A 15,266-nucleotide genomic window follows, 5' to 3' on the forward strand; every position below is an offset into this window, starting at 1 on the left:
CTATTTATAGTGATTTATTTTACTCCAATTCTTTAAAAAATGCTTTTGCATCTATTATGTTTTTATTATTAACTTAAAAAGTATACAATTATCAATAAGTTGTTAAATTTATTATTTAGGAGTAAATATGAGTATATATAAAGAGATTTTAGATAGTAGCTTATCAGGTGTATCCTTAAGCCCATCAATTAAACAATCAATTTATGGTGAACTGCCAATTTTAGTTATTAATCATAGCACTTGTTGTGCTGCCGTTGCATTACAAGGTGCACACTTATTATTTTGGCAACCATCTACTGAACAAACACCAGTTGTTTGGCTGAGTAACAAAACAAATTTTAAAAAAGGCGTAGCTATTCGAGGTGGAGTGCCTGTTTGTTGGCCTTGGTTTGGTCAGTTAGGCAATCCTTCTCATGGTTTTGCACGCATTGTCGAATGGACATTAGATTCATGTAAAGAGGACGAGCAAGGTGTTACCCTTGTTTTATCGCTCACTAATAATCCGCAGACAGAATCTTATTGTAGCAAACCTTTCTCGGTATTATTAAATCTTCATCTAGGTAAAACTTGTGAAGTTTCTTTAAGCTGCTTAGCAGACTTTGATGTAACTAGTGCTCTACATACCTATTTTGGAGTTGATAATATTGATAGTGTTGTAGTCAAAGGTTTAGGTGAAGCTTATCAAGAACGACTTGCAGATGAAAACAAACCAGCGACCGTAGGCCAATTGACATTTAATCAAGAGGTCGATCGTATTTATACCAATGCAGGTAATCAAATCACTGTTACTGATGGCACTCGAACAATTCAATTAACCAACACTAATGTAAGTGATGTTGTTACTTGGAATCCATGGATAAATAAAGCTAAATCAATGGGAGATTTTGGTGATGATGAGTATAAATCTATGGTTTGTGTCGAAGCAGGTTGTATCACAAAACCATTAAAGTTATTACCGAATAAAAAATCAACTTATGGTTTTAAAATAGAATTGATCTAAGTGTGCAGATAATATTCCATATACGTAATCAATATTTTACTGATTTGTAATATGATTAATTGATTGCGTTTAGAGGGATAACACTTTATAATCTCCAACGCTTTTAAAGTACTAGTTTGATAGCCAATTACTGGGTCGCCTGTAATTGGTTTCTATTTTAAATAATTAAGAGAAATTAATATGTTTACATTCAAAGCTGAAGTTAGAAAAGAGCATGGTAAGGGTGCGAGCCGCCGCCTGCGTCACGCTGGTAAATTCCCAGCCATTATTTATGGTGGAACTGAACCTGCAGTCTCTGTTGTGCTTGATCACAACCAAGTTTTTAATATGCAAGAAAAACCAGAATTTTATTCTGAAGAGTTAACTATTGAAGTTGACGGAAAAGCAGTTAAAGTAAAAGTGCAAGCAGTACAACGTCATGCATTTAAACCAAAATTAGTTCATATGGATTTTGTACGAGCATAATTTGCTTATTGGGAAATTACCCAATAACTTGTTTCAAGCAAAAGGTCACCCAGAGGTGGCCTTTTTGTTTTAGAGTAAATAAAGGATAATGCCTATTACTATGATTTATCCTATTAATCGGGTGTACACCAACCATTCAACATAATAGAATAATTACATTATACCATCGTAGGAGAAAACCATGTCTGATATCCCAGCTTGCGATTTAGTTATTTTTGGTGCTAAAGGGGATTTGACTAGACGTAAATTATTACCGTCTTTATACCAATTAGAAAAGTATGGAAAACTACCTGAACAAACAAAGATTTTAGGCGTAGGGCGTGCTGATTGGGATCATGTTGCTTATTGTGAGGTAGCAAAAGAAGCGCTAATCTCGTTTATGCCGGAATCGTTAGACGATAATATTTGGCAACGATTTAGCCAACGATTGGACTTTCATAAACTAGATGTTAATGATAGTGCTGGTTTCGAAGGATTGAAAAATAAACTTGATTTGAATCATCCAGCTATTTTCTATTTTGCAATGCACCCGGGTGCTTTTGGGACTATTTGTCAAGGTTTAGCTGCTGCAGGATTAAATCAATCGCAAAACCGCATTGTGATGGAAAAACCACTTGGAACAGATCTCAACTCATCTCGTGAAATCAATGATTCAGTGGCTAAGTTCTTTAACGAATCACAAGTTTATCGTATTGATCATTACTTAGGTAAAGAATCAGTATTAAACCTATTAGCCTTACGATTTGCTAATACAGTGTTTGCGTCATTTTGGGATCGTAATTCTATCGATCATGTTGAAATTACGGTAGCTGAACAAGTAGGTATTGAAGGGCGTTGGGGATATTTTGATAAGGCCGGTCAAATGCGTGATATGGTACAAAACCATTTATTACAAATATTAACCATGATTGCCATGTCCCCACCTGCTAATCTTGAAGATGATAGCTTGCGTAATGAAAAAATAGCTGTACTTAATGCGCTTAGACCAATTAACAAATCCAATATTCGTGAAAAAGTAGTTCGAGGGCAATATACAGCAGGTTTTGTTAATGGTGTTAATGTGCCGGGATATTTAGAAGAAGATGGCGCAAATCAAAAAAGTAATACCGAAACATTTGTTGCAATTCGAGTTGATATTGATAACTGGCGCTGGGCAGGTGTTCCTTTTTATTTACGTACTGGTAAGCGCTTACCAAGTAAATGTTCTGAAGTTGTAGTTTATTTCAAACCATTACCGCTTAATTTATTTAGTGAATTTTATCCAGAATTGCCACAAAATAAATTGACGATTCGTTTACAACCTGATGAAGGTATGGATATTGAAATCCTAAATAAAGTACTAGGATTGGATAGTAATCATAATTTACAAACCACTAAACTTGACTTAAGTTTCAGCGAAACTTTTCACCAACAAAGTGCTGATGCCTATGAGCGTTTATTACTTGAAGTTATGCGTGGGCGTCAAGCATTATTTGTTCATCGTAATGAAGTTGAAGCTGCATGGAAATGGGTTGATTCAATTATTAGTGCATGGGAATCAGAAAATGATGCCCCAAAAACCTACCAAGCTGGAACTTGGGGACCAGTCGCATCCGTTGCCTTAATCACTAAAGATGGTCATTCATGGCACGAATTTGAATAAAGGAAAAATAACTATGTTTACGTTAAATAAATATCAAAATAGTCAATTATTGATCGAAGATTTAACCTTACATATCGTCAATGAATTAAAACAGGCTATTGTACAAAAAGGACATGCTTCTATTGCTGTTTCGGGGGGGAAAACACCTATTCCGTTATTTGTTTCACTAAGTCAACAAAATATAGAATGGAGCCGAGTTTTTATTACGTTGGTGGATGATAGATGGGTTGATGATACTGATGATGCTAGTAACGAAAAGTTAGTGAACACTTATCTATTACAAAATAATGCTAAATTGGCTAATTTTGTTGGTTTAAAAAACAGTTGTAATAATCCATTTGATGGTGCAGAAGTTACAGATAAACTTTTAGATAAAGTTCCGATGCCATTTGATGTAGTGATTTTAGGTATGGGAGAAGATGGGCATACTGCCTCATTATTCCCAGGCGCTGCTAATTTGGCTAGCGGTTTAGATATGAAATCTGGACGGAAAGTTGTTGGTATGACACCATTAACAGCACCACTAGATCGTATTACATTAACATTGCCAGCTATTTTAAATAGCAAAAATATCTACCTACATTTAGTTGGTGAAAGCAAATTGCGTGTATTAGAACAAACCGAAAAAGATAATGATGTTAATCAAATGCCTATTCGTGCTGTTTTGCAGCAGGATAAAGTTAATATAACTGGGTTTTGGACCGTATCTTAAATTTCTTTCAGTTTTATTTGCCGATTTTAATCGGCAAATCCCCCTCTCATCTTTTTTTTTTAACTATCAATTTATTTTCTATATAAAAAATCTAGAAGACGCTTTTAAATGATTTATAAATTAATTCTTCAAATACCTATTAATTTGTTAAATTTTGTGGTAAAAAGTGGGGTTAAGTGGTAAAAATAGGTGTTCTGATTAACGTTTTGATTTTTATTAATTAAAATTTAAATAAATTATAAAGAAAGATACCTTTATGTTTAGTGGTGCAATTTCAATTAATTTAGATAATAAAGGGCGGTTAGCTATTCCTACTCGCTACCGAGAGTTTTTATCTGAAGGTATGGTTTGCACAATTGGTTTATACCATCCTTGCTTGACACTTTATTCAATGTCCGAATGGAAATGTATTGAACAGCAACTTGCAACATTATCAACCATTGTTGAAACTGAACGTAGAATAAAAAGATTGTTATTGGGTTATGCAACTGAGTGCCTAATGGATAATTCTGGACGAATTTTATTGTCACCTACATTGCGTACTTATGCAAAATTAGAAAAAAATACAATGTTTGTTGGTCAATCTAATAAATTTGAAATTTGGGATGAGGCAAGTTGGTATCAGCAAATTAATGATGATATTGTTTCATTATCAAGCGATATTGAAAACTTATCAGATGATTTGAAAAATTTAACTATTTAATAAGAGTAAAGATTGATGGATTATCAACATACGACGGTTTTATTAAACGAAGCTGTAAGTGCATTAAATATAAAAAAAGATGGCATTTATGTTGATGGTACTTTTGGCCGAGGTGGTCATTCTCGTTTAATACTTGAACAACTTGGCACACAAGGGCGATTGATTGCTATTGATCGTGACGAGCGTGCTGAGCAGGCTGCGTTACAGATAACAGATCCTCGATTTACTTTTATTCGTGGTGAATTTTCAAATTTATATCAATATATTGAAGAGTTAGAATTATTGGGTGAAATTGATGGTGTCTTGTTAGATCTAGGTGTTTCATCACCACAACTTGATGATCCTGACAGAGGATTTTCTTTTATGCGTGATGGACCTCTTGATATGCGCATGAATACTAGCCAAGGTTTAACTGCAAGTGAATGGCTACTTAACAGTGATGAAGACGATATTTCATGGGTGTTAAAGACATTTGGTGAAGAGAAATTTGCCAAACGTATTGCTCGATCGATTGTCGAGCAGAATAAAATTTCGCCGATCACTCGCACCTTAGAGTTGGCTAATTTAATTGAAAAAGCTACACCAAGAAGGGATAAAAATAAGCATCCAGCTACACGTAGTTTTCAGGCCATTCGTATTTATATTAATAGTGAGTTGGAAGAAGTAGAGCAAGTGTTAAATAGTAGTTTATCAGTACTTGCCAATCAAGGAAGATTAGCGGTTATTAGCTTTCATTCTTTAGAAGATAGAATTGTGAAGCAATTTATTAGTAAACAATGTAAAGGTCCAGATTTACCAACACGATTACCATTAACTGAACAACAAATTAAACAATATGGTAGTACTAAATTAAAATCCCTTGGCAAAATTAAACCAAATACTATTGAAATTAATAATAACCCGCGCTCGCGAAGCGCAATATTAAGGGTAGCTGAAAGGAAAAATGAATAACCAAAACAATGATTCTTTTCGAGATAAAACTTATATTGATAAAAATTTTCAAAAAAGACCGAGTAAAAGTTTGTTTGGTGTAATTATTGGGGATTTATTTGGGAATCAAAAAATTTCATTGTTATTACTTGTGATGATTATTATTTCTGCCGGTGCAGTATTAATAACAACGCAACAGATTCGTAAACAGTTATTTGAACGTGAGCAACTTTTATTAGAACAAGATGTGTTAGAAAGCGAATGGCGGAATTTAGTTATTGAAGAAAATGTACTTGCTGATCCAAAACGTGTCGAAGAGAAAGCTAAAAATCAATTAGGTATGTCTTATGTGACACCGCAAAATGAAACAGTCATTGTGATAAAGAGTAAATAATGAAACCTGTCACGAAACATAAAAAAAACAAAACCAATAAGTTGAATAGTAAAAAACAGTTTTTTACACCTAATCGTTTTTATATTGTATATGGACTTATTATTTTAGCGATTATTTGTCTTATGGTTCGAATGGCATTGTTGCAAATTATTGAACCAGATAAACTCATAGCTGAAGGAAATAAGCGTTCACTTCGTCGCCAAGAAATGGATGCACCAAGAGCAATGATCACTGATCGTAATGGGCGTGCGTTAGCGGTAAGTGTGCCGATGTTTGATGTTTGGGCGGATCCCAAAATTGTTGTACAAAAAGGTGGTGTGAAAATTGATGATATTAGATGGCAAGGATTAGCTCAAACGTTAAATATTCCGATGTCAACGCTAGAACAAAAATTAAGTAATCCATCAATGAGATTTGTTTATTTATCTAAGCAAGTAACACCAACAATATCTGGTTATTTAAAAAAACTAAAATTACCAGGGATATCTTTTGCGAAAACATCTAAACGTTATTATCCAGCAGCAGAAAATATAGCCCAATTAATTGGGCTCACAGACATTGATGAAAATGGTACTGAAAAAGGTTCTGAAGGTGTCGAAAAAAGTTTTAATAAATGGTTAATTGGCGAATCGGGACAAAGAGTTATAAGGCGTGATCGGATAGGGCGTGTTATTGAAGAATTGAAACGTACAGATACTGAAACTGCATCAGATTTAATATTAAGTATAGATGAACGTTTACAATCGCTAGTATATAGTGAACTTAGTCAAGCGGTTAAATTTAACAAAGCAGACAGTGGAACAGCTGTATTGATTGATGTACATACTGGTGAGATTTTAGCGATGGCAACTAGTCCATCTTATAATCCTAATAATCGTTCATCAATTGATTATAATTTGTTGAGAAATAGAGCAGTTACTGATGCGTTTGAGCCTGGCTCTACGGTTAAACCGCTAGTTGTAATGGCTGCCTTAGAAAAGAAAATTGCTAACTTAAATACTATTATCGATACTAGACCTTTTTATGTTAATCGTTATGAAATTAAAGATGTGTCATATCAAAAAACACTAAATTTGGCTGGTATCTTAGAAAAATCAAGTAATGTTGGCGTAAGTAAGCTAGCTTTGCAAATGCAACAGGGTGATCTTGTAGAATTCTATAGTCGATTTGGATTAGGTCAACCAACGGAATTAGGTTTAGGTGGTGAGGTTAGTGGTTCAATTGCAGCTGATAGAGCCAGAAAATGGGCTGATATTGAGCGAGCAACATTTGCGTTTGGATATGGATTAAGTGTTACTCCATTACAATTAGCAAGAGCTTATGCAACCATCGGTAGTTATGGGATTTACCGACCAGTATCAATTTTAAAAGTCACGGAACCTGTTAAGGGCAAACGTGTAGTTTCTGAAAAAGATGCTAAAACAGTCGTTCAATTAATGGAGGCTGTAGCTGTTACTGGTGGAGGAACTAAAGCATCGGTTCCTGGTTATAGTGTTGGCGTTAAAACAGGAACAGCGAAAAAGTTATCTGGCGGACGGTATGTTAATCAATATTTAGCTTATACCGCAGGTATCGCTCCAGCAACAGCACCAAAGTATTCACTTGTTGTTGTTATTGATAACCCTAAAGCGGGACAATATTATGGTGGTTCGGTTTCTGCACCTGTTTTCAGTCGCATTATGGGTGGTGTGCTTAGAACGATGAATGTAAAACCTGATCGTCAAGTTGATGGGCAAATGATTATTTATTAGTAGGTGAAAATGTTAGCAACAAACTCGTTTAAAACATTATTTGAATTATTAGGTGGAAGATGTAATTTAAAACTAGATGATTTTCCAATTAATCATTTGCGTATAGATAGTCGTAAAGTGGAAAAAAATGATGTGTTTATCGCAATCAAAGGTCATACAGTTGATGGACGAACATTTATTCCTCAAGCTATTTCAATGGGGGCGGTTGTTATCTTAGTAGAGGCAAGTAGAAAATCAAATGACCTAAAAATTGACTATATTAAGCATGAAAATAAATCAATAATTCCACAAATTAGTGTTTTCCAACTTTCACAACGTTTATCTCTGATTGCTAATGAGTTTTATCATTCCCCATCAACAAAATTATCCGTTATTGGTGTGACAGGAACCAATGGGAAAACAACCGTTAGTCAGCTTATTGCCCAATGTTTAACATTATTGAATGAAAAAACAGCATTAATGGGAACTATTGGTAATGGAATTTATAATCAACTTGAACCATCAGTTAATACAACGTTATCAGCAGTAGATGTGCAAACCTTATTAGCCGAATTTGTAGAGAAACAGGTCAAAGTTGTAACGATGGAGATTTCTTCACATGGACTTGCCATGGATCGGGTTAAAGGGCTAAATTGTGCTGCTACTGTATTTACCAATTTAAGTCGAGATCATCTTGATTATCACAAAACAATGAATAGATATGCAAAAGCAAAATGGTCGTTATTTAGTCCCGATGAAAAAGAAAAACAAGTTTTAGCTACGGGTAAATCAATTATTAATTATGATGACAAATATGGTAAAAGATGGATTGAAAAACTTCCAAAAGTGACAGCTGTATCATGTCAAACAAAATCATTACGTCGACTCAAGGCGTTAAATATACCTTACGTTGGTGTATCAATGATCGAATATCTTGATAAAGGTGCTCAAATTCATATGGAATCAAGTTGGGGAAATGCCATTATTAATAGTCGATTGCTAGGTGAATTTAATGTTTCTAATTTGCTATTGGCAATAGCGACACTTTTAACATTGAACTATCCATTTTTTGCTGTTGTTAATATGGCTTCTTTTTTGACTCCAATCTGTGGGCGAATGGAGGTTTTACATGTAAAAAATAGCCCAACGGTTATTGTTGATTATGCGCATACTCCAGATGCGTTACAGAAAGCTTTGCAAGCTAGTCGAATTCATTGTAAAGGTTCTTTATGGGTAATTTTTGGATGTGGTGGCGATAGAGATACCGGCAAGAGACCTTTAATGGCTGAAATCGCAGAACAATTTGCCGATAAAATTGTTTTGACTAATGATAATCCACGTACTGAAGATGAAATGAAGATTATTCACGATATCCAACAAGGTTTACATCATACCGATAATGTACACATAATTACCAATAGAGTACAGGCTATTACACAAACATTAAAGCAGTCTGAGCCTAATGATGTCATTTTAATTGCAGGTAAAGGGCATGAGGACTATCAAATAATTGGTAATACCAAATATCACTATTCAGATCAAGAAACAGTGAAAAAAATTCTAGGAGTAGAGAATCAATCATGATTCCATTAGACATTGAGCAAATAAAAAAAATAGTTAATGGTGAATCTTATTATATTCAAGACGAAAGTGCTGTGATTGATACGATTTGTACTGATTCACGAAAAATAATAAAACAATCACTGTTTATCGCACTTGTTGGAAATAATTTTGATGGACATGCTTTTGCTGAAAAATCTATTAAAGATGGTGCTATAGCCGTAATCGTTGATCATAAACTTAATAAGACCATACCACAGATTGTTGTTAAGGATACTCGCTTGGCTTTAGGGGTAATCGCTAATTTTATCCGGCAGCAAAGTACAGCTAAAATTGTTGCACTTACAGGTTCATCAGGTAAAACGTCTGTTAAAGAAATGACTGCGGCAATATTACAACACTGTGGACAGACCCTTTATACACAAGGCAATTTCAATAATGATATCGGGGTGCCATTAACGCTGTTACGCTTAACTAAACAAGACCAGTTTGCAGTTATAGAATTAGGCGCTAATCATATTGGTGAAATAGCCTATACTACGAATATTGTTAAACCACAAAACGCTTTAATTAATAATATTGCAGAAGCACATATAGAAGGTTTTGGAACACTTGAAGGTGTAGCAAAAGCTAAAGGCGAAATCTTTCAAGGATTGCTTGATGGTGGTATTGCTATTATTAATTTAGATAGTTGTTCAGATAAATGGTTTACTCAGTTAGTAAACAAAACAGTTTGGACTTTTTCGTTAACGAACCCTTCTGCTCAATTTTATGCTAGTAATATTCAACACGAAAAAAATACAACATTTACATTACATACACCTAAAGGTGAATGTGAGATTATGTTATCGCTAGTTGGGAAACATAATATTTCAAATGCGATCGCGGCATCAGCTTTAGCACTTTCTGTCGGAGCGACTTTGAATCAGATTCAACAAGGCTTAGCCTCTTTAACGCCTGTAAAAGGACGATTATTTCCAATAAAATTAAATCAAACCCAATTAATTTGGGATGATACTTATAATGCTAATGTTGGATCGATGTCAGCGGCAGTCAAAGTCTTGGCAAAACAGCCTGGTTATCGGATTTTAGTCGTCGGTGATATGGGAGAGCTAGGACCAGAAGCTGAAAAATATCATTGCCAAATAGGTGAGCTTGCTCATGATGAAAAAATTGATTGTGTAGTAAGTGTAGGCAAATTAAGTCAATTTATTAGCCAGTTTAGTGGCGTGGGTCACCATTTCAATAATAAACAAGATGCAGTGAATTATCTATTAATGCTGTTACGCCAACAACCAAATTTAACAATGTTAGTTAAAGGGTCGCGTAGTGCAAAAATGGAAGAAGTTATCGAAAAAATTCAAATTGAACAACTCAAAATGAGTCAGGATTAAGATTATGTTACTTTGGATATCGGAATATTTAGTTAAACATTTTACCTTTTTTAATGTTATCTCTTATTTAACAGTAAGAGCTATTTTAGGTTTATTAACCTCGTTAGCAATTTCATTATATTTGGGACAAAAAGTCATTGACTGGCTACAAAAATTACAGATTGGTCAAGTTATTCGTCATGATGGACCTGAGTCTCATTTAAGTAAAAAAGGAACACCGACTATGGGAGGGACGCTAATTTTAGCCTCAATTTCCTTATCGGTATTGCTATGGGCAGATTTACGCAATCCTTATGTTTGGGTAACTTTGTTTGTTTTAATTGGTTATGGCATTGTTGGCTTTGCTGATGATTATTTAAAAGTAATTCGTAAAAATAGTGCTGGATTAATAGCTAGATGGAAATACTTTTGGCAATCGGTTATTGCATTAATTGTTGCTTTTGGTCTTTATGTTTATGGTAAAGATAGCACGGTAACAGTACTTGTTGTGCCATTTTTTAAAGATGTGATGCCTCAATTGGGACTATGGTTTATTTTATTAACTTATGTAGTTATTGTTGGGGCTGGTAATGCCGTTAATTTAACAGATGGACTTGATGGATTAGCAATTATGCCAACTGTTTTTGTAGCTGCTGGTTTTACGCTTGTAGCATGGGCTACAGGGAATGTCAATTTTGCTGCTTATTTGAATATTCCTTATATCAAATTCAGCGGAGAGTTGATGATTGTTTGTACTGCAATTATTGGAGCTGGACTTGGTTTTTTATGGTTTAACACATATCCAGCGATGGTTTTTATGGGAGATGTTGGATCGCTAGCTTTAGGTGGCGTGTTTGGAATTATTGCTGTTTTATTACGACAAGAATTTTTATTACTGATTATGGGTGGAATTTTTGTTATTGAAACTTTATCCGTAATTTTACAAGTAGGATCATTTAAATTACGGGGTAAAAGAATTTTCCGTATGGCACCAATTCATCATCACTATGAATTAAAAGGTTGGCCAGAACCGCGTGTTATTGTGCGGTTTTGGATAATTTCATTGATGTTAGTTGTAATAGGTTTATTAACTTTGAAATTACGTTAATAAAAGATATTAGGAGCAAATCATGGTTAGCTATCAAGGAAAAAATGTCGTTATTATTGGCTTAGGTGTCACAGGACTTTCTTGTGTAGACTATTTTCTTGCTCAAAATGTTATACCTAAAGTTATTGATACTCGTAAGTCGCCATCAGGGATGGAACAATTAGACAAACGTGTTGCTTGCCATTTAGGGAAATTAAATGTTGATTGGTTGCTTGATGCTGATTTAATAATAGTCAGTCCAGGAATTGCTTTATCAACACCTGAACTACAACAGGCAGCTAAAAAAGGTATTGAAATTATTGGCGATATTGAACTATTTTGCCGTGAATTGAATCAACAAAACAGTAAGCAAATTGTAGCCATTACAGGTGCAAATGGTAAAACTACAGTAACAACATTAGTTGGTGAAATTATTAAGTCGGCTGGTATTAAAGTCGCTATTGGTGGTAATATTGGGCAGCCAGCATTATCGTTATTGGATCAAGATTACGATGTATATGTTCTTGAACTGTCTAGCTTTCAGCTAGAAACAACTCAGAGTTTAAAAGCTACAGTTGCAACAATCTTAAATATTTCAGAAGATCATATGGATCGTTATCCTCTTGGATTAATGCAATATGTTGAGGCTAAGCAACGTATTTATCATAATGCCAAGTATTGTGTAATTAACCATGATGATAAGTTAACCATTCCAACTGACCAACAAAAAAACTGCGTTTCATTTGGTGTGAATAAAGGGGATTATCATTTAGATTTCCATTTTGAACATTTAATTGCACAAGAGCAGCCAGTAGTAGCGACTAAAATAATGAAACTGGCGGGATGCCATAATTATCTTAATGCGTTAGCAGCTTTAGCTATAGTTGATAAACTGAAAATTTCACGGGAATCCAGTATAGCAACAATTATTTCATTTCATGGCCTACCACATCGTTTTGAGTTAGTGTTGGAAAGAAATGGTGTGAAGTGGATTAATGATTCCAAAGCAACCAATGTAGGTAGTACAGAAGCAGCATTAAATAGCATAGTTTGCAAAGGGAAATTATTTTTATTATTAGGCGGGGATGGAAAATCAGCGGATTTTTCGCCATTGATTTCTTTTTTTGAAAACAGAAATCTAGAAATTTTTTGTTTTGGTCGTGATCGTTTTATCCTTGCTAAGCTAGCTCCTCATATAACAATTGTAACTGAAACATTGCCTGAAGCAATGCAAATTATTGCTCAAAAAGTTGAACCAAATGATGAGGTTTTGCTTTCTCCAGCATGCGCAAGCTTAGATCAGTTTAAAAATTATATTGAACGCGGAAAACAGTTTGCACAACTTGCTGAACAATATACTCAAAGGAGTACAAAATGACACTCTTTTGGTTAAAAAAACAAGTTAATCCCCACATACCATTTGACAACCAGCTACTTTGGACTGTGTTAGGTTTAATGATCTTTGGTTTGATCATGGTGACATCTTCTTCAATGGCATTTAATGAAAGCGATCCTTTTTTTTATACACAACGAGAACTTATTCAGTTAGGACTATCATTATTTTTAATGTTTATTACGTTTTATATTCCAATGCAACGTTGGCAACAGTTTGCTTCTGTTTTACTTATTATTGCTATTATTATGTTAATCGTTGTGTTAGGTATTGGTTCTTCGATTAATGGAGCATCTCGTTGGATACCTCTAGGAGTATTCAATTTTCAACCTGCAGAACTTTCAAAATTAGCGCTATTTTTATTCTTAGCTGGTTATTTATCACGTAAATCTGAAGAAGTACAAAGTGGCTTTTGGGGTTTTTTTAAACCAATGGTTGTTATGACTATACTTTCTATTTTGTTACTTAAACAACCAGATTTAGGTACTGTTATTGTTTTATTTATGGTCACTATTGGCATTTTATTTATTGCAGGTGCGCAATTGTGGCAATTTATTGCTATTTTGCTAACGGGAGTTGGAGCAGTAATTTGTTTGATTTTGTATGAGTCTTACCGCTTAACACGACTGTTAACCTTTCTTGACCCTTGGCAAGATGCTACAGGTTCAGGTTATCAATTAGTCGCCTCATTAATGGCAATTGGTAATGGAGGCGTTACTGGACAAGGTATGGGAAATTCTGTACTGAAATTAGGTTATTTACCCGAATGTCATACTGATTTCATTTTCTCAATTATATCAGAAGAGTATGGATATATAGGTGTAGTTGCTTTATTGTCATTACTTTTCTTTCTAACATTTAAGGCGCTTGCAATTGGTTATCGAGCACTGAATGAAAGTTCATTGTTCTCTGGTTATTTAGCCTGTGAAATCGGGATATGGTTTGGTTTTCAAACATTTGTAAATGTGGGTGTTACATCTGGTATGTTGCCTACTAAAGGATTAACACTACCATTTATTAGTTATGGTGGATCAAGTCTTATTGTGATGAGTATTGCAACAGCAATATTACTCCGAATTGATTTTGAATTTAGACAACAACAAGCCCAAGCAAGAATAAGGTTAATAAAATAATGAAAAAATTATTAGTTATGGCAGGAGGAACTGGAGGGCATGTTTTTCCGGGTATTGCTGTGGCGCAATATTTAATGAAGCAAGGCTGGCAGGTAAGATGGTTAGGAACTGCCGATCGAATGGAAGCACACTTAGTTCCTGAAAATGGTATTGATATTGATTTTATCGAAATATCAGGGCTACGAAGCAAAGGTGTTATGGCATTATTAAAAGCACCTTATAAAATTTTAAAAGCAGTTTTACAAGCTAGAAAAATTTTGAAAACTTATCGTCCTGATGTTGTTCTAGGTATGGGAGGATATGTTTCAGGCCCAGGGGGGATTGCAGCAAAAACGCTTGGTATACCGATTGTAGTACATGAACAAAATGGTATAGCAGGTTTAACCAACAAATATCTAGCTAAAATAGCAACTAAAGTTTTACAAGCATTCCCTACTGCTTTTCCTAAGGCAGAAGTAGTTGGCAACCCTGTTCGTAGTGAACTTTTGACTGTGGCAAAACCTGAAGAAAGATTAAAAGATCGTGATGGGCCAATTAGAGTATTAGTCATGGGAGGTAGCCAAGGAGCTAAAGTTATTAATGATATTGTGCCTCAAGTGATAACAAAATTATCCGATAAATATGTAGTATGGCATCAAACAGGTAAAGGAATGTTGAATTCCGTAATTCAGTCATACCAAAATTGCGATATGACCAATAATAAAGTGACTGAATTTATCCAAGATGTTGCAGATGCATACAATTGGGCAGATATTGTAATTTGTCGTAGTGGAGCATTAACCGTCAGTGAAATTGAAATAGTTGGTATTGGTGCTATTTTTATTCCATTTATGCATAAAGATCGTCAGCAATTTTGGAATGCAAAATCACTAGCAGATATAGGTGCTGCTAGTATTATAGAACAACCTGATTTCAGTGTTGAATCGCTATCTAACTTGTTATGTAATTTGAACAGAGATAAATTAATGGAAATGGCAATAAAAACTAAAAGTTTATCTATTGTGAATTCCACAGAGAAAGTGGCAAAAGCCCTTGATTCGGTGATAAAATGATTAGTTTTTGACATAAATTTATGTAATAATTTTGTCAAAATGTTTCGGGTTATACATATGTTTGAGTCAATGATTCATTTGAGCAATAAAAA

The 15,266-nt window shown here is 34.4% G+C and carries 14 protein-coding genes; all 14 read left to right on the forward strand.

The window, feature by feature from the left end; genetic code table 11:
• The first annotated feature begins 127 nt into the window (after positions 1–127).
• The 14 genes from A9G43_RS06780 (at position 128) to murG (ending at position 15,174) form a co-directional block, all read left to right on the forward strand.
• Positions 128–1,000 (forward strand): D-hexose-6-phosphate mutarotase, encoded by an 873-nt coding sequence (locus tag A9G43_RS06780; protein ID WP_065607723.1) that lies wholly within the window; start codon positions 128–130, stop codon positions 998–1,000.
• 180 nt (positions 1,001–1,180) lie between these two features.
• The gene (gene rplY / locus A9G43_RS06785; RefSeq protein ID WP_065607725.1) at positions 1,181–1,465 is read left to right on the forward strand and encodes a 50S ribosomal protein L25; all 285 of its coding nucleotides are present in this window, start codon (positions 1,181–1,183) and stop codon (positions 1,463–1,465) included.
• A gap of 181 nt (positions 1,466–1,646) precedes the next feature.
• A complete protein-coding gene (zwf, locus tag A9G43_RS06790; protein WP_065607727.1) occupies positions 1,647–3,107 on the forward strand; it encodes a glucose-6-phosphate dehydrogenase in 1,461 nt (486 codons plus the stop codon).
• Between the two features lie 13 nt (positions 3,108–3,120).
• Positions 3,121–3,819, forward strand: coding sequence for a 6-phosphogluconolactonase (pgl, locus tag A9G43_RS06795; protein WP_065607729.1), 699 nt, complete (start codon positions 3,121–3,123; stop codon positions 3,817–3,819).
• A 256-nt stretch (positions 3,820–4,075) separates the two neighbouring features.
• Positions 4,076–4,522 (forward strand): division/cell wall cluster transcriptional repressor MraZ, encoded by a 447-nt coding sequence (mraZ, locus tag A9G43_RS06800; protein ID WP_065607731.1) that lies wholly within the window; start codon positions 4,076–4,078, stop codon positions 4,520–4,522.
• Between the two features lie 15 nt (positions 4,523–4,537).
• On the forward strand, positions 4,538–5,473 hold the full coding sequence (gene rsmH / locus A9G43_RS06805) for a 16S rRNA (cytosine(1402)-N(4))-methyltransferase RsmH (RefSeq protein WP_065607733.1): 936 nt from the start codon (positions 4,538–4,540) through the stop codon (positions 5,471–5,473).
• On the forward strand, positions 5,466–5,846 hold the full coding sequence (gene ftsL, locus A9G43_RS06810; protein WP_081298059.1) for a cell division protein FtsL: 381 nt from the start codon (positions 5,466–5,468) through the stop codon (positions 5,844–5,846). Before rsmH ends, ftsL begins: the two co-directional genes overlap by 8 nt.
• Entirely contained in the window at positions 5,846–7,597 is a 1,752-nt protein-coding gene (ftsI, locus tag A9G43_RS06815) for a peptidoglycan glycosyltransferase FtsI (RefSeq protein ID WP_065607735.1), read from the forward strand. The genes ftsL and ftsI overlap by 1 nt, the downstream gene beginning before the upstream one ends.
• A gap of 9 nt (positions 7,598–7,606) precedes the next feature.
• Entirely contained in the window at positions 7,607–9,160 is a 1,554-nt protein-coding gene (murE, locus tag A9G43_RS06820) for a UDP-N-acetylmuramoyl-L-alanyl-D-glutamate--2,6-diaminopimelate ligase (protein ID WP_081298060.1), read from the forward strand.
• On the forward strand, positions 9,157–10,530 hold the full coding sequence (murF, locus tag A9G43_RS06825) for a UDP-N-acetylmuramoyl-tripeptide--D-alanyl-D-alanine ligase (RefSeq protein WP_065607737.1): 1,374 nt from the start codon (positions 9,157–9,159) through the stop codon (positions 10,528–10,530). Before murE ends, murF begins: the two co-directional genes overlap by 4 nt.
• Positions 10,531–10,534: 4 nt before the next feature.
• Positions 10,535–11,617: a phospho-N-acetylmuramoyl-pentapeptide-transferase gene (mraY, locus tag A9G43_RS06830; RefSeq protein ID WP_065607739.1), complete on the forward strand. Its 1,083-nt coding sequence runs from the start codon at positions 10,535–10,537 to the stop codon at positions 11,615–11,617.
• A gap of 22 nt (positions 11,618–11,639) precedes the next feature.
• Positions 11,640–12,974, forward strand: a complete 1,335-nt coding sequence (murD, locus tag A9G43_RS06835) for a UDP-N-acetylmuramoyl-L-alanine--D-glutamate ligase (protein ID WP_065607741.1) — start codon at positions 11,640–11,642, stop codon at positions 12,972–12,974.
• Positions 12,971–14,122, forward strand: a complete 1,152-nt coding sequence (gene ftsW, locus A9G43_RS06840) for a cell division protein FtsW (protein ID WP_081298061.1) — start codon at positions 12,971–12,973, stop codon at positions 14,120–14,122. The genes murD and ftsW overlap by 4 nt, the downstream gene beginning before the upstream one ends.
• On the forward strand, positions 14,122–15,174 hold the full coding sequence (gene murG, locus A9G43_RS06845) for an undecaprenyldiphospho-muramoylpentapeptide beta-N-acetylglucosaminyltransferase (RefSeq protein ID WP_065607743.1): 1,053 nt from the start codon (positions 14,122–14,124) through the stop codon (positions 15,172–15,174). The genes ftsW and murG overlap by 1 nt, the downstream gene beginning before the upstream one ends.
• The last annotated feature ends 92 nt before the right edge of the window (positions 15,175–15,266 follow it).

The organism is Gilliamella sp. Occ3-1 (assembly GCF_001690655.1).
Classification (GTDB): domain Bacteria; phylum Pseudomonadota; class Gammaproteobacteria; order Enterobacterales; family Orbaceae; genus Gilliamella; species Gilliamella apicola_P.

What these genes read in the sequence shown, in the direction of transcription:
- A9G43_RS06780 (WP_065607723.1), top strand. Translation starts at nt 128, where the DNA reads ATGAGTATATATAAAGAGATTTTAGATAGTAGCTTATCAGGTGTATCC.
- rplY (WP_065607725.1), top strand. Translation starts at nt 1,181, where the DNA reads ATGTTTACATTCAAAGCTGAAGTTAGAAAAGAGCATGGTAAGGGTGCG.
- zwf (WP_065607727.1), top strand. Translation starts at nt 1,647, where the DNA reads ATGTCTGATATCCCAGCTTGCGATTTAGTTATTTTTGGTGCTAAAGGG.
- pgl (WP_065607729.1), top strand. Translation starts at nt 3,121, where the DNA reads ATGTTTACGTTAAATAAATATCAAAATAGTCAATTATTGATCGAAGAT.
- mraZ (WP_065607731.1), top strand. Translation starts at nt 4,076, where the DNA reads ATGTTTAGTGGTGCAATTTCAATTAATTTAGATAATAAAGGGCGGTTA.
- rsmH (WP_065607733.1), top strand. Translation starts at nt 4,538, where the DNA reads ATGGATTATCAACATACGACGGTTTTATTAAACGAAGCTGTAAGTGCA.
- ftsL (WP_081298059.1), top strand. Translation starts at nt 5,466, where the DNA reads ATGAATAACCAAAACAATGATTCTTTTCGAGATAAAACTTATATTGAT.
- ftsI (WP_065607735.1), top strand. Translation starts at nt 5,846, where the DNA reads ATGAAACCTGTCACGAAACATAAAAAAAACAAAACCAATAAGTTGAAT.
- murE (WP_081298060.1), top strand. Translation starts at nt 7,607, where the DNA reads ATGTTAGCAACAAACTCGTTTAAAACATTATTTGAATTATTAGGTGGA.
- murF (WP_065607737.1), top strand. Translation starts at nt 9,157, where the DNA reads ATGATTCCATTAGACATTGAGCAAATAAAAAAAATAGTTAATGGTGAA.
- mraY (WP_065607739.1), top strand. Translation starts at nt 10,535, where the DNA reads ATGTTACTTTGGATATCGGAATATTTAGTTAAACATTTTACCTTTTTT.
- murD (WP_065607741.1), top strand. Translation starts at nt 11,640, where the DNA reads ATGGTTAGCTATCAAGGAAAAAATGTCGTTATTATTGGCTTAGGTGTC.
- ftsW (WP_081298061.1), top strand. Translation starts at nt 12,971, where the DNA reads ATGACACTCTTTTGGTTAAAAAAACAAGTTAATCCCCACATACCATTT.
- murG (WP_065607743.1), top strand. Translation starts at nt 14,122, where the DNA reads ATGAAAAAATTATTAGTTATGGCAGGAGGAACTGGAGGGCATGTTTTT.